The sequence below is a fragment of the Pseudomonas sp. B111 genome, from assembly GCF_026428275.1.
GTDB lineage: Bacteria > Pseudomonadota > Gammaproteobacteria > Pseudomonadales > Pseudomonadaceae > Pseudomonas > Pseudomonas aeruginosa.
On sequence record NZ_CP097857.1, the window covers coordinates 5,361,387 to 5,380,493 of the forward strand.

General features: G+C 63.9%; 19 protein-coding genes. 2 read left to right on the plus strand and 17 right to left on the minus strand.

The window, feature by feature from the left end:
* Positions 1-12: 12 nt before the first annotated feature.
* The 4 genes from M6E97_RS24820 to cfaB form a co-directional block, all read right to left on the minus strand.
* Positions 13-411, minus strand: a complete 399-nt coding sequence (locus tag M6E97_RS24820; protein ID WP_009316047.1) for a DUF1850 domain-containing protein — start codon at positions 409-411, stop codon at positions 13-15.
* Positions 408-2,432, minus strand: a complete 2,025-nt coding sequence (locus M6E97_RS24825; protein ID WP_003097101.1) for a TRAP transporter permease — start codon at positions 2,430-2,432, stop codon at positions 408-410. Before M6E97_RS24825 ends, M6E97_RS24820 begins: the two co-directional genes overlap by 4 nt.
* Positions 2,433-2,506: 74 nt before the next feature.
* Entirely contained in the window at positions 2,507-3,466 is a 960-nt protein-coding gene (locus tag M6E97_RS24830; RefSeq protein WP_003097103.1) for a TAXI family TRAP transporter solute-binding subunit, read from the minus strand.
* A 163-nt stretch (positions 3,467-3,629) separates the two neighbouring features.
* The gene (cfaB, locus tag M6E97_RS24835) at positions 3,630-4,814 is read right to left on the minus strand and encodes a C17 cyclopropane fatty acid synthase CfaB (protein WP_003109143.1); all 1,185 of its coding nucleotides are present in this window, start codon (positions 4,812-4,814) and stop codon (positions 3,630-3,632) included.
* Positions 4,815-5,051: 237 nt separating this feature from the next.
* Between cfaB and M6E97_RS24840 the strand changes: the two genes are divergently transcribed.
* The gene (locus M6E97_RS24840) at positions 5,052-5,675 is read left to right on the plus strand and encodes an HAD-IB family phosphatase (RefSeq protein WP_003097106.1); all 624 of its coding nucleotides are present in this window, start codon (positions 5,052-5,054) and stop codon (positions 5,673-5,675) included.
* A 359-nt stretch (positions 5,676-6,034) separates the two neighbouring features.
* Positions 6,035-7,240 carry an MFS transporter gene (locus M6E97_RS24845; protein WP_023098280.1) on the plus strand — a complete coding sequence of 402 codons (1,206 nt, stop codon included), beginning with the start codon at positions 6,035-6,037 and terminating at the stop codon, positions 7,238-7,240.
* A gap of 63 nt (positions 7,241-7,303) precedes the next feature.
* Here the strand turns inward: M6E97_RS24845 and glmS are convergent, their stop codons facing one another.
* The 13 genes from glmS to M6E97_RS24910 form a co-directional block, all read right to left on the minus strand.
* On the minus strand, positions 7,304-9,139 hold the full coding sequence (glmS, locus tag M6E97_RS24850) for a glutamine--fructose-6-phosphate transaminase (isomerizing) (RefSeq protein ID WP_003097120.1): 1,836 nt from the start codon (positions 9,137-9,139) through the stop codon (positions 7,304-7,306).
* A 15-nt stretch (positions 9,140-9,154) separates the two neighbouring features.
* A complete protein-coding gene (locus M6E97_RS24855; RefSeq protein ID WP_003458389.1) occupies positions 9,155-9,928 on the minus strand; it encodes a DeoR/GlpR family DNA-binding transcription regulator in 774 nt (257 codons plus the stop codon).
* Positions 9,929-9,995: 67 nt separating this feature from the next.
* Positions 9,996-10,505: a M23 family metallopeptidase gene (locus M6E97_RS24860; protein ID WP_031756778.1), complete on the minus strand. Its 510-nt coding sequence runs from the start codon at positions 10,503-10,505 to the stop codon at positions 9,996-9,998.
* Positions 10,506-10,518: 13 nt separating this feature from the next.
* Positions 10,519-11,883 (minus strand): bifunctional UDP-N-acetylglucosamine diphosphorylase/glucosamine-1-phosphate N-acetyltransferase GlmU, encoded by a 1,365-nt coding sequence (gene glmU / locus M6E97_RS24865; RefSeq protein ID WP_023098281.1) that lies wholly within the window; start codon positions 11,881-11,883, stop codon positions 10,519-10,521.
* 120 nt (positions 11,884-12,003) lie between these two features.
* On the minus strand, positions 12,004-12,429 hold the full coding sequence (locus M6E97_RS24870; protein ID WP_003097128.1) for a F0F1 ATP synthase subunit epsilon: 426 nt from the start codon (positions 12,427-12,429) through the stop codon (positions 12,004-12,006).
* Positions 12,430-12,470: 41 nt separating this feature from the next.
* Positions 12,471-13,847 carry a F0F1 ATP synthase subunit beta gene (atpD, locus tag M6E97_RS24875; RefSeq protein WP_003097130.1) on the minus strand — a complete coding sequence of 459 codons (1,377 nt, stop codon included), beginning with the start codon at positions 13,845-13,847 and terminating at the stop codon, positions 12,471-12,473.
* A gap of 30 nt (positions 13,848-13,877) precedes the next feature.
* On the minus strand, positions 13,878-14,738 hold the full coding sequence (atpG, locus tag M6E97_RS24880) for a F0F1 ATP synthase subunit gamma (protein ID WP_003097132.1): 861 nt from the start codon (positions 14,736-14,738) through the stop codon (positions 13,878-13,880).
* Positions 14,739-14,788: 50 nt separating this feature from the next.
* Complete coding sequence (atpA, locus tag M6E97_RS24885; RefSeq protein WP_003097134.1) at positions 14,789-16,333, minus strand: F0F1 ATP synthase subunit alpha; 1,545 nt, start codon at positions 16,331-16,333, stop codon at positions 14,789-14,791.
* A gap of 18 nt (positions 16,334-16,351) precedes the next feature.
* Positions 16,352-16,888, minus strand: a complete 537-nt coding sequence (locus M6E97_RS24890) for a F0F1 ATP synthase subunit delta (protein ID WP_003097135.1) — start codon at positions 16,886-16,888, stop codon at positions 16,352-16,354.
* A gap of 11 nt (positions 16,889-16,899) precedes the next feature.
* Positions 16,900-17,370: a F0F1 ATP synthase subunit B gene (locus M6E97_RS24895; RefSeq protein WP_003100235.1), complete on the minus strand. Its 471-nt coding sequence runs from the start codon at positions 17,368-17,370 to the stop codon at positions 16,900-16,902.
* A 57-nt stretch (positions 17,371-17,427) separates the two neighbouring features.
* Positions 17,428-17,685, minus strand: a complete 258-nt coding sequence (gene atpE, locus M6E97_RS24900; RefSeq protein WP_003097235.1) for a F0F1 ATP synthase subunit C — start codon at positions 17,683-17,685, stop codon at positions 17,428-17,430.
* Positions 17,686-17,734: 49 nt separating this feature from the next.
* Positions 17,735-18,604, minus strand: coding sequence for a F0F1 ATP synthase subunit A (atpB, locus tag M6E97_RS24905; protein WP_003097238.1), 870 nt, complete (start codon positions 18,602-18,604; stop codon positions 17,735-17,737).
* A 16-nt stretch (positions 18,605-18,620) separates the two neighbouring features.
* Entirely contained in the window at positions 18,621-19,001 is a 381-nt protein-coding gene (locus M6E97_RS24910; protein ID WP_003097239.1) for a F0F1 ATP synthase subunit I, read from the minus strand.
* Positions 19,002-19,107 lie beyond the last annotated feature (106 nt).

Consider the following 19,107-nt stretch of genomic DNA (forward strand, 5'->3'; position numbering starts at 1 on the left):
TCCACAGGACGTTCAGTCGCTCGGGTCCCGTATCGGACACGCCCAGAGTTCGACCGCCGGGCGCTCAGGGTCCGGCGGACCGATCCAGCGCGCCAGCGCATCGCAGCGCCCCTGACGGCAGATCCGGTAGTCGCCGGCCTCCGGCGTGCGCCCCAGTCGCAAAGGTTGCAGCGGCGGCAACACACGGCGGTAATGCCAGGCGCCGTCACGCAGCACGGCGCCCTCGGGAATCTCCATCCCCGCCCCGCTGCCCCGCACCCGGGCCTCTTCCAGCAGCAGGCCGCGCTCGCTCAGGCGATAGTCTTCTTCCCAGAGCACCTTCTCGACCGTATGTTGCCAGGCCAGGGTGAACGACTGCAGCGGCAGCGTCGCCCAGACGCTGCCGGCCATGCCCAGGCACAGCGCGATCACGCCACCGCCTCGCGCGCACGCTGGCGCCAGAGGTGCCAGCCGATCACCAGCGCGCCGAGGACGAAGCCCAGCTCGTCGCTGATCGGCAAGGCCAGGACCAGGCTGGCTCCCGCGGCGAACGCCACCAGGCGCTCCCACCAGGCCAGCGGCCCCTGCAGGTAGCCGATGGAAGCCATGCCCCACAGGCCGATGGCCAGCACCGCCTTGCAGGTGACATAGAGCGTCGCCCCCCAACCGCCTTCCTGCAGCATCAGCGCCGGGGAATACACCGCCATGAACGGCACCACGAAACCCGCCAGGGCGATGCGCACCGCCCAGAAGCTGATCTTCAATCCCCTTTCCTTGGCGATCGGCGCCGCCGCGAAGCAGGCCAGCGCCACCGGAGGGGTGAGGTCGGCGAGGATGCCGAAGTAGAAGACGAACATGTGCGAGACGATCAGCGGCACCCCCAGTTCCAGCAGCGCCGGCGCGGCGATGGAGCTGGTGATGATGTAGTTGGGGATGGTCGGGATGCCCATTCCCAGGACCAGGCAGGTGACCATGGTCAGGACCAGCGACAGCAGCAGGTTCTCCCGTCCCAGGTCGAGCACGTAGCTGGCGAAGGTGGTGGCGATGCCGGTCAGCGAAATCACCCCGATGATGACTCCCACCAGGGTGCAGGCGATGCCCACCGGAATCGCATGTCGCGCACCTTCTGCGAGGGCGCGGACGCAGATGCGCAGGGTTTCCCGGCCGCCACGGACGAACCAGCAGGCCAGGGCCAGGGCCGCGATCACAACGAAGATCACTCCGATGCCGAGGCGGAAGAACCCCGCGCAGAGCAGCCCCAGCGCCACCCAGAAGGCGATGCGCAGGCCGAGCGAGGACACCCGCAGGATGATCGCCGAACCAAGGATGACGATGGCGGTCAGCGCCAGACCAATGGTTCCGGAGAACAGCGGCGTGCGCCCGGAGAACAGCAGCGCGATCAGCACCAGCAACGGAATCAGCAGGAACCAGCGCTCGCGGACGGCACCCCAGGCGCTCGGACACTGCTCGCGCGGCAGGCCCTTGAGGTCGGCCCGGCGGGCCTCGAGATGGACCATCCAGTACACCGAGCCGAAATACAGCAAGGCCGGGATCAGCGCCGCCTTGGCGATCTCCACGTAGGGGACGTTGATGGTCTCGGCCATGATGAACGCCACCGCCCCCATCACCGGCGGCATCAGTTGGCTGCCCATGCTCGCGGTCGCCTCGACGCCGCCGGCGAACGCCGGCTTGTAGCCGAAACGCTTCATCAGCGGGATGGTGAACTGTCCGGTGGTGACCACGTTGGCCACGCCGGAGCCGGTGATGGTGCCCATCAGCGCCGAGGAGAATACCGAGACCTTGGCCGGCCCGCCGACCCGGTGGCCGAACAGGCCCATGGCGAAATCGGTGAACAGGCGGATCATGCCGGCCTGCTCGAGGAAGGCGCCGAACAGGATGAACAGATAGATGTAGGTTGCCGACACGTAGGTCGGCGTGCCGTAGAGACCTTCGGTACCGAACGACAGCTGGTTGACGATCTGGTCGAAGCCGTAGCCGCGGTGGGCCAGGTCGCCCGGCAGGTGTTCGCCGAACAGGCCATAGGCAAGAAACAGCGCGCAGATGATCGGCAAGGCGATGCCCATCACCCGTCGCGCCGCCTCGAAGACCAGGACGATCAGCACCACGCCGACGACCATGTCGGCCTGGGTCAGCTCTCCGGAGCGCTGGATCAGGTCGGCCTCGAAAACCCACTGGTAGACCGCCGTGCCCAGGCCGGCCATGCCCAGCAACCAGGCCAACGGCTGCCAGGGGCGACGTATGCCGAAGGCGGGATAGCTGATGTACACCACCAGCAACAGCAGTCCGACGTGCATTGCCCGCAGGACCTGGGTGGAAATCAGGGGAAAGGCCGCGGTGACGACCTGAAACACGGAAAAGGCCAGGGCCACGGCGAACAGCGCGCGCGGCCAGTTTTCCGCCTCGAGGTGCAGCCCGTTCTGATGATCGCTCATGCATCGACTCCCTACAGCCGGAAACGCGGGGAACCCAGTCCGCCGCACGGACCGGGGCTACGGAGAAACGGGCCTCACTCGGGCAGTACGCCCTTCTCCTTGTAGAAGCGCTCGGCGCCTGGATGCAGCGGAATCGGCAGGTTCTTCGCCGCCTTGTCCAGGGCGATGTCCTTGGCGGCAGCATGGGCGGTGACCAGGCGCGGCAGGTTGTCGAACATCAGCTTGGTCATCTGGTAGGCCAGCTCGTCGCTGACCCCGGAGTGGCTGACCAGGATATTGTCGATCGCCACCGTCGGCACGTCCTGCTCCTGGCCGTCGTAGGTGCCGGCGGGAATGCTCGCGGCGTGGTAGGCCGGGCTGTCGATCTTCGCCACCACGTCCGCCGGGATCGCGACGAAGGTGATCGGCATGGTCGAGGCCAGGTCGCGGATGGCCGCCATGCCCAGGCCGGAGGATTGCAGCGTAGCGTCGAGCTGGCGGTTCTTGATCAGCTCCACCGACTCGGCGTAGGGCAGGTACTCCACCTTGCCCATGTCCTCGTAGCTCAGGCCGGCGGCCTTGAAGATCGCCCGGGCGTTCAGCTCGGTACCGCTCTTGGGCGCGCCCACCGAGATGCGTTTGCCTTTCAGGTCGGCCAGGGTCTTGATGCCCGAGGCTTGGCTGGCCACTACCTGGATATAGTTCGGATAGGTATTGCCGATAGCCCGCAGCTTCTTCAACGGCGCCTTGAAGCCGGCGTCGGCGACCCCGTTCCAGGCGTCGGCGACCGAGTCGCCCAGCGCCAGCGCCAGTTCTCCACGCCCGGCCTGCAGCAGGTTGAGGTTCTCGACCGAGGCCTTGGTGGCCTGCACCGAGGTTTTCGCGCCCTGGATATCGTGCCCGTAGATCTGCGAGAGGCCGACCCCTATGGGGTAATAGACCCCGCTGGTGCCGCCGGTGAGGATATTGATGAAGGTCGGCGCGGCGAAGACCGCGGTACTGAAGGTCACCGTTGCGGCAAGCGTGAAAAGACCGAAGCGTCTGCTCAGCGACATGGGAAGTCTCCTGTTCTTATCGTTGTTGTCGCGCTGTCGCGGAAGCGTCCCGGCTTCCCTCGACCGCGCAGGACTTCGTGCAGACTAGACCGCCCCGCCACGCAGGACAATCCGCAAGGACCGATTGCGCGACCGGCTCCGCAAGGGAGCCGGTCGCCGGCGTTCAGGCGTACAGGTCGCGCCGCGACCAGGGCAGCTCGTGGGAGCCATCCTCGTGGGGGCGAATGGCGAGGATCTGGTGCAGGTTGATCCAGCCGCGCTTGAAGCCGTAGGCACATCCGGCCAGGTACAGCCGCCAGATCCGCAGGGTTTCCTCGGGCACCAGGCGAGCCGCCTCCTTCAGCCTGGCCTCCAGGTTGGCGCTCCAGAAGTCCAGGGTCCGGGCGTAGTGCAGACGCAGGCTTTCCACGTCGACTACTTCCAGCCCGGCTTCGCTCATCCGCGCCACCGCCAGCGACAGGTGCGGCAGCTCGCCGTGGGGAAACACGTAGCGATCGATGAAATCGCCGGCCCCCTTGCCCACCGGGCGGCCGTCGGTGTAGCGCGAGGTGATGCCGTGGTTCATCACCAGGCCGCCGGGACGCACCGCATCGTAGAGTTGCTGGAAGTACAGCCCCAGGTTGGCGTGCCCGACGTGCTCGAACATGCCGACGCTGACCACCTTGTCGAAGCGACCATCGCGCGGCAGGTCGCGGTAGTCCAGCAGCTTGAGGGTGACCCGGTCCTCCAGGCCTTCGGCCTTGACCCGCTTCCGCCCGAGCGCCAGCTGCTCCTTGCTCAATGTGATGCCAGTGACCTCGACGCCGAACTCGCGAGCGGCCAGGCGCGCCAGGCCCCCCCAGCCGCAACCGACATCGAGCAGCTTCTCGCCCGGCTGCAAACGCAGCTTGCGGCACAGGTGACGGAGCTTGGCCAGTTGCGCGGTGGCGAGGTCTTCCTTGCCGGTCTCGAAATAAGCGCAGGAATAGACCATTTCCGGATCCAGCCAGAGCTGGTAGAAATCGTTGGACAGGTCGTAGTGGTAATGGATGGCTTCGGCGTCGGTGTCCTTGTCGTGGCTTTCGCGAACCGGCGGCGCGCCGCCATCGGGTTCGCCGAGCGCTTCGCTGAGGGCATCGCCGATACCGATGACCTGGCTGATCGGTCCTTCGATGTCGAGACGCTTCTCGACGTAGGCCTTGCCCAGCGCATCGAGGCTGGGATGGGTGATCTCGGTTAGCAGCGAGGGATCGCGAATGACCATGGTTACCTGTGGATCCGGCCCCAGATCGAACGCCTGAGCATCGCCGATGCGGATCCGCAACGGCAGTTGCAGGGACAGCAACTCAGAGGGGAGCTGTGCAATCATGCCAAACCTCCTGGTCACAAGACGGAATCACTATAGTCCAGTACCTTGATAGAGTTTTGCTATCGGCTACTTAGCCTCCTATCTATCGATGCAAAACCCCTGAACACTCGGATTCAGGTTAGCAGCCAGTCTGCCTATGAATAATTGACAGTTTTGATATACAAACTTTCCCTTGCTGCAATAACGGAACGACGCATAGTCCGTGTCAAAGGAAAGGAAGCGATATAAGGAACGCCGATGAACGAGACCGTGTCCCTCGAAACACGCGAAGTACGCTTTCTCTCCGTGTTCGACTTCGACGGTACGCTGACATACCGAGACAGCTTCGTGCCCTTCCTGCGCTTCGCCTTCGGCAACCGAGTGTTCGTCCGCCGCATGCTGCGCATGGCAGGACCCAGCCTGGCCTATCTCTGCCGGCGTATCGGCCGCGACGACCTGAAGGCGCGCCTGATCGCCACCTTCCTCACCGATGTGCCCGTACATGTGCTGGAAGAGCGGGCGCTGGCCTACCAGAACCGCTTCTGGGAAACACTGATGCGTCCCCACGCATTGACCGCGGTGGCCGACCAGGTCAGCAGCGGCAGCACCGTGACCATCTGTTCCGCCTCCCCTTCGCTGCTACTCAGGCCGTTCGCCGAGAAGCTCGGCGTGCACCTGATCGCCACCGAGCTGGAAGTGGTAGACGGCGTACTGACCGGCAGGATCGTCGGCCGCAACTGCCGGCGCGACGAGAAAGTCTGCCGCCTGGAGCGGCACTACGGTCCGCTGACCCAATACTCCCTGCGCGCCTGGGGCGACTCGCGCGGCGATACGGAACTGCTGGCGGCGGCGCTGGAGCGCTTCTGGAAACCGTTCCGCTGACCTGTTGCCGGGTATGGTCTGGTCCGAGTATCAATCCAAAGTGGGAATCAAACCGGGGCGAATGTCGCGATATCCGGCAGGAGAGCAGAATTCGGCTAACGTTCCGATAGGGTAGTTTCTCCTGCGCTCCCAAGCCCGGGCGGTTCCGCTTGCGGCGATACTCCGAAGCCTTCTTCGATGAAATCGTGCACTGGCGCCCGGAATCTCGCTTCGTTCCCTTCTTTTCTCCCCGCCGTTCCCGCACCAGCCACACAACCATCCCTTCCATAGCCCGAGCGGTTCATCCCTGGCCCTGGCGCCGGCTCCGCGAGCCGGCGCCCCCTTGGCGTTCGTCCGCTCATTCAGCCAAAGAGAACATCATGAACCAGAAAATTTCCCCGCCTTCACAGAAGCTCGACGGCCTGTTCCTGCTGGCCCTGTCGATGGCCGTGTTCTTCGTCGGCGTGACCGAGTTCATGCTGTCCTCCATGCTCGGGCCGCTGGCGCAGGCGTTCCACACCACCACCAGCGGCGCCGCCTGGCTGATCTCCAGCTACGCGTTCTCCTATGCGATCGCCGCGCCGTTGCTGGGCTACTTCTCCGACCGCATGCAACGCAGGAAGCTGCTGCTGCTCGCCCTGATCCTCTTCGCGGTCGATACTCTGGCCATCGTCATCGCCCCGACCCTGGAAATTGCCGTCGTCCTGCGGGTAATCGGGGGCATCGCCTCGGCAATCATCATCCCGACCACCTTCGCCCTGGTCGCGGAAGTGGTCGCCCCGCAAAGACAGGCCGGTGCCATGGGCCAGGTGATGCTCGGCATGACCCTCGGCATTGCCGCCGGCCCGGCACTGGCCGGCCTCCTCTCGGACTTCTTCGGCTGGGCGGCGCCCTTCCTGATGGTCTCGTGCGGTTGCGTGCTGGTCTTCCTGATGGCGCGCCAGCGCCTTCCCGTGCAAGCCGTGGCACCGCGCGCCGAGGGCCACGCGCTGGGCTGGTGCAGGCAATGGAGCATCCTCAGGCCACTGATCGCCAAGGGTGCCTGGAACGGCACCGGGGTCGCCGGCCTGCTTCTCTCGGGAGAGGTGCTGCGCCAGCGCTACGGCTTCAGCACCGCGCAGATAGGCATCAGCATCGCCGCCTTCGGCGTGGGCCTGGCCGTGGGCAACCTCGCCGCGGGTTACCTGCGGCGCTACCTGAAGCGCGACGAAGACATGCTCCTGCTGGTGCTGGCGCTCCTGGTGCTATCGATGTCGACCTTCATGCTCCTGCCGCTACCGTTGCCCGTGGCGCTCTTCTGCCTGGGCGCCTGGGGCGCCGCGCTGGGCCTGGGCGCGCCGGCGGGCACGGTGGTACTCGCCTCGCGCTCCGGGCCGGACAAGGGCATGGTGCTGTCGTTCGCCGAGACGTTCAACAACATCGCCATTCTCGCCAGCGTGCCCCTGGCTGTGCGACTGCTGGAGCTGAAGGGGCCGCCCGCCACCCTGTGGGTATTGGGCATCGGCCTGGGGATCGGCGCCTGGTTCACCGTGCTGGACTGGTTCGCCAGCCGCAGGAGCGACGAGGCGCTGCCGTTGCGCGATTGACGGCGGGCGTCGCGAGCGCCGGGGCCGCATGCCTGCCCCGGCTTCTCGGGTACGCGGCCGGCGTTACTCGACGGTGACCGACTTGGCCAGGTTGCGCGGCTGGTCGACGTCGGTGCCCTTGAGCACGGCGACATGGTACGAGAGCAATTGCAACGGGATGGTGTAAAGGATCGGCGAGAGCACGTCGCCGATGTGCGGCATGCCCACCACATGGGTGCCCTCGCCGGCCTCGATGCCCGCGCCTTCGTCGGCGAACACCACCAGTTCGCCGCCGCGGGCGCGGACTTCCTGCAGGTTCGACTTGAGCTTCTCCACCAGCTCGTTGTTCGGCGCCACGGTAACCACCGGCATGTCGCTGTCCACCAGCGCCAGCGGGCCATGCTTGAGTTCGCCGGCCGGGTAGGCTTCGGCATGGATATAGGAAATTTCCTTGAGCTTCAGCGCGCCTTCCAGGGCCACCGGGAACTGCGCGCCACGGCCGAGGAACAGGGTGTGGTGCTTCTCGGCGAACAGCTCGGAAACCTTCTCCACCGTCCGGTTCATCGCCAGCGCCTCGCCCAGCCGGGTCGGCAGACGACGCAGTTCGTCCACCAGCTCGGCTTCGACGCCATCGGCCAGGCGCTTCTGCACCTGGCCGATGCCCAGGGTCAGCAGCAGCAGGGCGACCAACTGGGTGGTGAAGGCCTTGGTCGAGGCCACGCCGATTTCCGGGCCGGCCTGGGTCAGCAGGGTCAGGTCGGATTCGCGCACCAGCGAACTGGTGGCAACGTTGCAGATCGCCACGCTGGAGAGGAAGCCCAGCTCCTTGGCGTTGCGCAGGGCAGCCAGGGTGTCGGCGGTCTCACCGGACTGGGAGATGGTGACGAACAGGCAATCCGGCTGCACCGCGACCTTGCGGTAGCGGAACTCGCTGGCAACCTCCACCTGGCAGGGAATCCCGGTCAGGCTTTCCAGCCAGTAACGGGCGACCATGCCGGCGTGGTAGCTGGTACCGCAGGCGACGATCTGCACGTTGCGAACCTTGGCGAACAGCTCCGCCGCCTGCGGGCCGAAGCTTTCCACCATTACCTGGTTCTGCCCGAGGCGGCCTTCCAGGGTGCGCTGCACGACGCTGGGCTGCTCGTGGATTTCCTTGAGCATGAAGTGCCGGTACTCGCCCTTGTCGGCGGCTTCGGCGCCTTCGTGGTACTGCACGGTCTCGCGCTGCACGTCGTTGCCCTGGACATCCCACAGGCGCACGCTGTCGCGACGGATCTCGGCGATGTCGCCTTCTTCCAGGTAGATGAAGCGATCGGTCACCTGGCGCAGCGCCAGTTGGTCGGAAGCGAGGAAGTTCTCGCCAAGCCCGAGGCCGATCACCAGCGGGCTGCCGCTGCGGGCGGCGACGATGCGGTCCGGCTGCGCCGCGCTGATCACTGCCAGGCCATAGGCCCCGTGCAATTCCTTGACCGCGTCCTTCAGCGCCAGGGTCAGGTCGCCGATGGACTGCAGCTTGTGATGCAGCAGGTGGACGATGACCTCGGTGTCGGTCTGCGAGGTGAACACGTAGCCCAGGCCCTTGAGCCGCTCACGGAGAGGTTCGTGGTTCTCGATGATGCCGTTGTGCACCACCGCCAGTTCGTCGCTGGAGAAATGCGGGTGGGCGTTGCCTTCGGTTGGCGCCCCGTGGGTCGCCCAGCGGGTATGGGCGATGCCCAGGCGGCCGAGCAGCGGCGTACCGGCCAGGCCTTCCTCCAGGCTGGCGACCTTGCCGACCCGGCGGCAGCGCTGCAGCCTGCCTTCGTTATCGAAGACCGCCACGCCGGCGCTGTCGTAGCCGCGATACTCGAGGCGCTTGAGGCCTTCGATGAGGATGGGGGTGATGTTGCGCTCGGCGATCGCGCCTACGATTCCACACATGGGGTCTTTCTCCTTTCAGGCCTCGACCGGGGCGCAGATCAGCGTGACGCCCCGGGCGGTTATCTGTTCGCGCGCGGAAGGTTCCAGGCGCTCGTCGGTAATCAGGGTATGGATGCTGCTCCAGGGCAATTCCTGGTTGGGAATGCGCCGACCGACCTTGTCGGCCTCGGCCATGACGATCACCTCGCGGGCGACCTCGGCCATCACCCGGCTCAGGCCCAGCAATTCGTTGAACGTGGTCGTCCCGCGTTCGAGATCGATGCCGTCGGCACCGATGAATAGTTGGTCGAAGTCATAGGAACGCAGCACCTGCTCGGCAACCTGCCCCTGGAACGACTCGGAATGCGGATCCCAGGTCCCCCCGGTCATCAGCAGCACCGGCTCGTGCTCCAGTTCGCGCAGGGCGTTGACCACGTTCAGTGAGTTGGTCATCACCACCAGGCCCGGCTTGTGCCCGAGTTCGGGGATCATCGCCGCGGTGGTGCTGCCACTGTCGATGATGATCCGCGCATGCTCGCGGATGCGCGCCGCGGCGGCGCGACCGATAGCCTGCTTGTAGGGCGAGACGGGCTGTGCGGCTTCGCCGATCAGTTCCTGCGGCATCGGCACCGCACCGCCGTAGCGACGCAACAGCAGGCCGTGGCTTTCCATGGCGGCGAGGTCCTTGCGGATGGTCACTTCCGAGGTGGAAAAGCGCTTGGCGAGTGCGTCCACGCTGACCTCGCCCTGCTCGGAAAGCAGCGCGAGGATGGCATGGCGACGTTGCGGCGTATTACGTTTCGAGATCACTTAAGTTTCGTTTCGAAAGAAAAGTGTGCGAATCAAAACTTATCCGGCGATTCCCGTCAATGACTTTTCATCGGCTCGGCAGCACCGTATTGGGATCGAGGTAGAACATTTTCTTCCAACCCTGGGTGCTGGCGTCGGCCAGCCAGGGATAGGGCAGCAAGGTGATGATCGCGTAGTGCAGGTGGGCCGGCTTGCCGCGCGCGTTGCCGGTGGTTCCGACCGCACCCAGGCGGGAACCGGCGAGGACCGGCTGGCCCGGATAGGTGTCGAGGCTATCGAGATGGGCGTAGTAATGCAGGCGCCACTTGGGCGCCAGCACCAGGACGACCTTGCCGCCGAGGGCGATCTCCCCGCGATAGAGCACCAGGCCGTAGCTGGCGGAGCGTACGGGGGTGCCGCTGCGGGCGAAGATGTCGATGCCCTTGTGCACTCCGGAGCGCCCCCAGGGCTCGAACCAGAAGGTTCGCGGATTCCAGTCGCGGGCACTGGCGCCTTCGACGGGTATCCGCGGCCATTCGGGCAGCACCGCCCCGGCTATGAGCAGCCCCAGCACGATCCATTTCGCAGGCTTCGGCATCCGTGCCGCTCCGTTACTTCTTGATTTTTTCCGGGCGCTTCCAGTTTTCCAGGTTCTTCTGCCGGGCGCGGCCGAAGGCCAGGTTCTTCGCCGGAACCTCATGGGTGATGGTGGAGCCGGCCGCGGTCGTCGCGCCATCGCCGATCTTCAGCGGCGCCACCAGCGAGTTGTTCGAGCCGATGAACACATCGTCGCCCAGCTCGGTACGGAATTTGTTCGCGCCATCGTAGTTGCAGGTGATGGTGCCGGCGCCGATGTTGCAGTTGGCGCCCAGCTCGGCATCGCCCAGGTAGCTCAGGTGGCCGGCCTTGCTGCCCTCGCCGAGGCGGGCATTCTTCAGTTCGACGAAGTTGCCGACATGGGCCCGAGCGCCGAGCACGCTGCCCGGACGCAGGCGGGCGAACGGACCGGCATCGCTAGCCTCGCCCAGCTCCGCGCCTTCCAGGTGGCTGTTGGCCTTGATCACCGCGCCACGCCGCAGGACGCTGTCGCGAATCACGCAGTTCGGTCCGATGCGCACGTCGTCCTCGATCACCACGCGGCCTTCCAGCACCACGTTGACGTCGATCAGCACGTCGCGGCCGACCGAGATTTCGCCACGGACATCCAGGCGCTGCGGATCGAGCAGGGTCACGCCCTGGCGCATCAGCTCCTCCGCGCGCAGGCGCTGGTAGTGACGCTCCAGCTGGGCCTGTTGCATGCGGTCATTGACGCCCTGCACTTCCATCGCGTCCAGCGGTTGGGCGCTGGCCACCACCAGGCCGTCGCCGACCGCCATGGCGATCACGTCGGTCAGGTAGTACTCGCCCTGTGCGTTGTCGTTGGACAGGCGGCCGAGCCAGTCGGCAAGGCGCTTGCCCGGCACCGCGAGGATGCCGGTGTTGATCTCGCCGATCTGGCGCTGCGCCGGGGTCGCGTCCTTGTGCTCGACGATGGCCTGCACCGCGCCCTGGTCGTCACGGACGATGCGGCCGTAGCCGGTGGGGTCGAGCATGTCGACGGTGAGCAACGACAACTGGTCCGGGGTGACTTGCGCCAGCAGGCGCTGCAAGGTGTCCAGCTGGATCAGCGGCACGTCGCCGTAGAGGATCAGCACCTGGTCTGCACTGAGGAACGGCAGGGCCTGGGCCACCGCATGGCCCGTACCGAGCTGTTCGGCCTGGAGCACGAAATTCAGGTCGTCGGCGGCCATCCGCTCACGCACCAGATCCGCGCCGTGGCCGATCACCACGTGGATCCGTTCCGGCTGCAACTGGCGCGCGCAGTCGATGACGTGGCCGAGCATCGGCTTGCCGGCAATGGGATGGAGGACCTTGGGCAGGGCCGAACGCATGCGGGTGCCCTGGCCGGCGGCGAGAATCACGATTTCAAGGGACATGGACTGGACTACCGTTCCTGGTGGTCACAGGCAAAACCTGTGAGTGAAGATGCAAAACGAAAAAAGGGTAGCCCACAGGCTACCCTTTTCCCTGACACCGCTAGAAGTACCGGCTGGAAATCAGCCGCCGAACTTCTTGCGCAGTTGCTGGACGGTGCGCAGCTGGGCTGCGGCTTCGGCCAGACGCGCGGCAGCGGCGCTGTAGTCGAACTCGGCGCCCTTGCCCTGCAGCGCCTTTTCGGCAGCCTTCAGGGCTTCCTGGGCGGCCGCTTCGTCGAGGTCGCCGGCACGAACCACGGTGTCGGCGAGGACCTTGACCATGTTCGGCTGGACTTCGAGGAAACCGCCGGAGATGTAGTACACCTCCTGCTCGCCGCCCTGCTTGACCAGGCGGATGGGGCCCGGTTTCAGGTCGGTGATCAGCGGCGCGTGGCCCGGGGCGATACCCAGGTCACCCAGAGCGCCGTGCGCGATAACCATCTCGACCAGGCCGGAGAAGATCTCCGCCTCGGCGCTGACGATGTCGCAATGGACTGTTATGGCCATACGCTTGCCTCACATGAGCGCCCGTCGCCGGGCGCACAGGATTACAGTTTTTTGGCTTTCTCGACCGCTTCTTCGATTCCGCCGACCATGTAGAACGCCTGCTCCGGCAGGTGATCGTAGTCGCCGTTGAGAATGCCCTTGAAGCCAGCGATGGTGTCCTTCAGGGAAACGTACTTGCCCGGCGAACCGGTGAAGACTTCCGCTACGAAGAACGGCTGGGACAGGAAGCGCTGGATCTTACGAGCGCGCGCCACCAGCAGCTTGTCGGCTTCGGACAGTTCGTCCATGCCCAGGATCGCGATGATGTCCTTCAGCTCCTTGTAGCGCTGCAGAACATACTGGACGCCGCGAGCGGTGTCGTAGTGATCCTGGCCGATCACCAGCGGATCGAGCTGGCGAGAGGTGGAGTCCAGCGGGTCGACCGCGGGGTAGATACCCAGCGAGGCGATGTCACGGGACAGTACGACGGTCGCGTCCAGGTGGGCGAAGGTGGTCGCCGGGGACGGGTCGGTGAGGTCGTCCGCGGGAACGTATACGGCCTGGATCGAGGTGATCGAGCCTTTCTTGGTGGAGGTGATGCGCTCCTGCAGAACGCCCATCTCTTCGGCCAGGGTCGGCTGATAACCCACCGCGGACGGCATACGGCCCAGCAGTGCGGACACTTCGGTACCGGCGAGGGTGTAACGGTAGATGTTGTCGATGAACAACAGAACGTCACGGCCTTCGTCACGGAACTTCTCGGCCATGGTCAGGCCGGTCAGTGCGACGCGCAGACGGTTGCCCGGCGGCTCGTTCATCTGGCCGTATACCAGGGCTACCTTGTCCAGTACGTTGGAGTCCTTCATCTCGTGGTAGAAGTCGTTACCCTCACGAGTACGCTCGCCCACACCCGCGAACACGGAATAACCGCTGTGCTCGATGGCGATGTTACGGATCAGTTCCATCATGTTGACGGTCTTGCCCACGCCGGCGCCGCCGAACAGGCCTACCTTGCCGCCCTTGGCGAACGGGCAGACCAGGTCGATCACCTTGATGCCGGTTTCCAGCAGCTCGTTGCCGCCAGCCTGGTCGGCATAGGACGGAGCTTCGCGGTGGATGCCCCAGCGCTCTTCTTCGCCGATGGGACCGGCTTCGTCGATCGGGTTGCCCAGTACGTCCATGATCCGGCCCAGGGTCGCTTTACCGACCGGCACGGAGATGGCAGCACCAGTGCTGTCCACGTTCAGGCCACGCTTGAGGCCTTCGGTGGAACCCATCGCAATGGAACGAACCACGCCGTCGCCCAGCTGCTGCTGGACTTCCAGGGTGGTTTCAACGCCCTGAACCTTCAGGGCTTCATAGATGCTCGGCACGGCATCGCGCGGGAATTCCACGTCGATCACGGCGCCGATGATTTGAACGATACGTCCGCTACTCATGTCTGGTTCCTCTGAATTTTGAACCTGTTCTTACACCGCGGCAGCGCCGCCGACGATTTCCGAGATTTCCTGGGTGATCGCCGCCTGACGCGCCTTGTTGTAGATCAGCTGCAAATCGCTGATCAGCTCGCCGGCGTTGTCGGTAGCGTTCTTCATTGCAATCATCCGGGCCGCCTGCTCACAGGCGTTATTCTCAACCACGGCCTGGTACACCTGGGATTCCACGTAACGCACCAGCAGCCCGTCGAGGAGCGACTTGGCGTCGGGTTCGTAGAGATAGTCCCAGTGGTGCTTCAGCTCCTGATCGTCATCGGCCACCAGCGGAATCAGCTGTTCCACGGTCGGCTTCTGGGTCATGGTGTTGACGAACTTGTTGGAGACCACGAACAGGCGATCGATACGGCCTTCGAGGTATGCGTCGAGCATCACCTTGACACTGCCGATCAGGTCGTTGATCGAAGGCTCTTCGCCGAGGTGGCTGATAGCTGCCACGACGTTGCCGCCGAAACTGCGGAAGAACGAAGCGCCCTTGCTACCGATCACGCAAAGGTCGATTTCCGCCCCTTGCTCGCGGTAGCCGCTCATGTCCTTGACGAGGGACTTGAACAGGTTGATGTTCAGACCGCCGCACAGACCACGGTCACTGCTCACCACGATGTAGCCGACGCGCTTGACTTCACGCTCGACCATGAACGGGTGACGGTATTCCGGGTTGGCGTTGGCCAGATGGCCGATCACCTGGCGAATACGCTCCGCGTAGGGACGGCCGGCCGCCATGCGCATTTGTGCCTTGCGCATCTTGCTCACCGCCACTTTTTCCATGGCATTGGTGATCTTTTGCGTGCTTTTGATGCTCGCAATCTTGCTGCGAATCTCTTTTGCGCCTGCCATTTGACACCTATCGGGTTAGCAGGCGGGAGCCTCGCGGCTCCCGCTGCGGCTTACCAGGTTTGGGTGGCCTTGAACTTCTCGATGCCGGCCTTGATGCCCGCGTCGATTTCGTCGTTGAAGTCACCTTTCTCGTTGATCTTCGCCAGCAGAGCGGCATGCTCGCGCTGGAAGTAGGAGATCAACGCCTGCTCGAAGCTACCGACCTTGGCGATTTCGACGTCCTGCAGGAAGCCACGCTCGGCGGCATACAGGGACAGCGACATCTCGGCGATCGACATCGGCGCGTACTGCTTCTGCTTCATCAGCTCGGTAACGCGCTGACCATGCTCCAGCTGCTTGCGGGTCGCTTCGTCCAGGTCCGAGGCGAACTGGGCGAAGGCCGCCAGTTCACGGTACTGGGCCAGAGCGGTACGAATGCCGCCGGACAGCTTCTTGATGATCTTGGTCTGGGCCGCGCCACCTACGCGGGATACCGAGATACCGGCGTTGACGGCCGGACGGATACCCGAGTTGAACATGGCGGATTCCAGGAAGATCTGGCCGTCGGTGATCGAGATCACGTTGGTCGGAACGAACGCGGAAACGTCGCCGGCCTGGGTCTCGATGATCGGCAGCGCGGTCAGCGAGCCGGTCTTGCCGGTCACGGCGCCGTTGGTGAACTTCTCGACATACTCTTCGGAAACGCGGGAAGCGCGCTCCAGCAGACGGCTGTGGAGATAGAACACGTCGCCCGGGTAGGCTTCGCGGCCCGGCGGACGGCGCAGCAGCAGGGAGATCTGGCGATAAGCCACGGCTTGCTTGGACAGGTCGTCGTAGACGATCAGGGCGTCTTCACCGCGATCGCGGAAGTATTCGCCCATGGTGCAACCGGAGTACGGCGCCAGGTATTGCAGGGCGGCGGACTCGGAAGCGCTGGCGGCGACCACGATGGTGTTGGCCAGGGCGCCGTTCTCTTCCAGCTTGCGTACGACGTTGGCGATAGTGGACTGCTTCTGGCCGATGGCCACGTAGACGCACTTAATGCCGCTGTCTTTCTGGTTGATGATGGCGTCAACCGCGAGGGCGGTCTTGCCGATCTGGCGGTCGCCGATGATCAGCTCGCGCTGGCCACGGCCTACCGGGATCATGGCGTCGACCGACTTGTAGCCGGTCTGTACCGGCTGGTCTACCGACTTACGCCAGATCACGCCCGGAGCGACCTTCTCGACCGCGTCGGTGGCCTTGGCGTCGATCGGGCCTTTGCCGTCGATCGGATTGCCCAGTGCGTCGACTACGCGACCCAGCAGTTCCGGACCGACCGGAACCTCCAGGATGCGCCCGGTGCACTTGGCGTTCATGCCTTCGGCGAGGCCCTGGTATTCACCCAGGACCACGGCACCCACGGAATCCTGCTCCAGGTTCAGCGCCATACCGTAGACGCCGCCCGGGAACTCGATCATCTCGCCGTACATGACGTCGGCCAGACCGTAGATGCGCACGATACCGTCGGACACGCTGACGATGGTGCCTTCGTTTCGTGCTTGGGAGGCGACGTCGAGTTTCTCGATGCGCCCCTTGATGATTTCACTAATTTCGGAAGGATTGAGTTGCTGCATGCCGCTGCCCCTTCAAACTCAAGATTTCAACGCTTCGGCCAGTTTCGCGAGCTTGCCGCGCACCGAGCCATCGATTACCAAGTCACCGGCGCGAATGATCACGCCGCCGATCAGGCTCGCGTCTTCCGACGCATGTAGCCGCACTTCGCGACTGAGCCGGGCGCTGAGAGCCTTGGCGAGTTTGTCCTGCTGTTCTTTGCTCAAGGTGAAGGCACTGGTGACTTCTACCTCGACCGACTTTTCCTGCTCGGCCTTCAACTGCTCGTACATCTCAGCGATGGTCGGCAGCAGTTCGAGCCGCTTGTTCTCAGCCACAGTCCGGACGAAGTTCTGGGCTGGTGCATTCAGCTTGTCGCCGCACACATCGATCAGGCTCTGGGCCTTGGCCGAAGAGGTCAGCTGAGGCTCTTTGAGCAGCTGGCGCACGGTGTCGTCCTGCGACACTGCGGCCAGCACACCCAGCGCAGCCGACCAATCGGCCAGTTGCTGATGAGCCTGGGCGTACTCGAAAGCCGCCTTTGCGTAGGGACGAGCCAACGTGGTCAGTTCTGCCATAGCGCCCTCGCTTAGATCTCGGCTGCCAGTTTGGAAACCAGCTGCTCGTGCGCGTTTGCGTCGATCGAAGCACCCAGGATCTTCTCTGCGCCGGTGACGGCCAGGGCACCCACTTGGGCACGCAGGGCGTCCTTGACGCTGTTCAGTTCCTGTTCGATTTCCGCTTGGGCCTGGGCCTTCAGGCGTTCGCCTTCGGTACGGGCCTGGTCGCGGGCTTCATCGACGATCTGGTTAGCGCGTTTCTTCGCCTGTTCGACGATTTCGGCTGCCTGAGCCTTGGCTTCGCGCAGTTGCTGGCCCGCTTTCTCATGAGCCAGCTCCAGATCACGAGCCGCGCGGTTGGCAGCGTCCAGGCCGTCAGCGATCTTCTTCTGACGCTCTTGCAGAGCCGCGATGACCGGAGGCCACACGAACTTCATGCAGAACAGCACAAAGATGAAGAACGCAACGGACTGGCCAATCAGGGTTGCATTAATGTTCACGCCAACACCTCGCTCGTTCGTTGTCCGTCAAACACTCAAATCGAATGATTCGAGTGATTAGCCGGCGATTTGACCAACGAAGGGATTCGCGAAGGTGAAGAACAGGGCGATACCCACACCGATCATGGTCACGGCGTCCAGCAGGCCGGCGACGATGAACATTTTCACCTGCAGCATCGGAACCATTTCAGGCTGACGAGCTGCGCCTTCCAGGAACTTGCCACCCAGCAGACCGAAACCGATGGCGGTACCCAGGGCACCCAGGCCAATCAGCAGAGCAACGGCGATAGCAGTCAGTCCAACTACAGTTTCCATTTTTCCTCCCGACTTTTTGTCGTGTTGGTTAAAGGTTGAAGCGAATCGATTAATGGTTGTCTTCGTGCGCCATCGACAGGTAGACGATGGTCAGCATCATGAAGATGAAGGCCTGCAGGGTGATGATCAGGATGTGGAACACAGCCCACGCCCAGTTCAGGGCTACGCCCAGGGCACTCAGCAGGAACATTCCGCTACCGAACATGACGGCGATCAGAATGAAGATCAGTTCGCCGGCATACATGTTGCCGAACAGACGCAGCGCCAGCGAAACCGGCTTGGCGATCAGGGTCACGAACTCGAGCAGGAAGTTCACCGGAATCAGCAGGATCTGAACGACGATGTTCTTGCTGCTGAAGGGGTGCAGGGTCAGTTCACCGAGGAAGCCGCCGATGCCCTTGACCTTGATGCTGTAGAAGATGATCAGGGCGAACACCGAGATCGACAGGCCGAGGGTGGCGTTCGGGTCGGTGGTGGCCACCGCGCGGAAGAACAGGTGCTCGTCGCCGGTGATCTTCGCGGCCAGCATCGGCAGGTAGTCCACCGGAACCAGGTCGATCAGGTTGAGCAGGAAGATCCAGACGAACACGGTCAGGGCCAAGGGCGCGATCAACGGGTTGCGCCCGTGGAAGGTGTCCTTGACGCTGGTGTCGACGAACTCGACCATCACCTCGACGAAGTTCTGCAGTCCACCCGGCTGGCCGCTGGTGGCCTTCTTGGCTGCCAGGCGGAAGATGAACAGGAACACCACGCCGAGCAGTACCGACCAGCCCAGGGTGTCTACGTGGAATGCCCAGAAGCCCATTTCCTTGGCTTGCTCGGCGGTGTGGGCGAACCCCCAATCACCATTAGGCAGACGCCCGAAGGTCAGGTTCTGCAAGTGGTGCTGGATGTAACCCGAAGCGGTTTCTGCTGCCATGTTTGCCTCAATCGCTCTAAGGTCTTGTAAATGTTTTTCCCATCAGCAGGGGTGCGCACCAGCTGACCATCAGGGTCAGCAGATAGACACCGAACAGAGCCGGCGCCATCAGTGGCTTCACGCCTGCGAACGCCAGTGCGAAGAGCACCGCCGTCAGAATCAGTTTCCCGGCTTCGCCCGCATAGAAAGAGCGAACGATTTCCCGGGCAGCCCGCGCTCCGCTGAAACGGAACGCTTTGTAGGCGAAATAACAATTCGGCAACCAGGCGATCATCCCTCCCAGCAGTCCGGAATATCCGGCTACCGGTCCCCAAGAAATCCACAGGGAGATCGCAGCAACAAGCACTACTACCAGTTGGACGAGCAGCAATCTGAATGCCGGCAGGCGACTTGGCATGCGGGACTCCATCGCGCTCTCAGTCTTCTGGTGTCGGCACTGCCAAATCAACGACTTGGCATAAAAAGTGCCCACAAAATAGCGCGCAGAGTATAGGGGGGGAGTC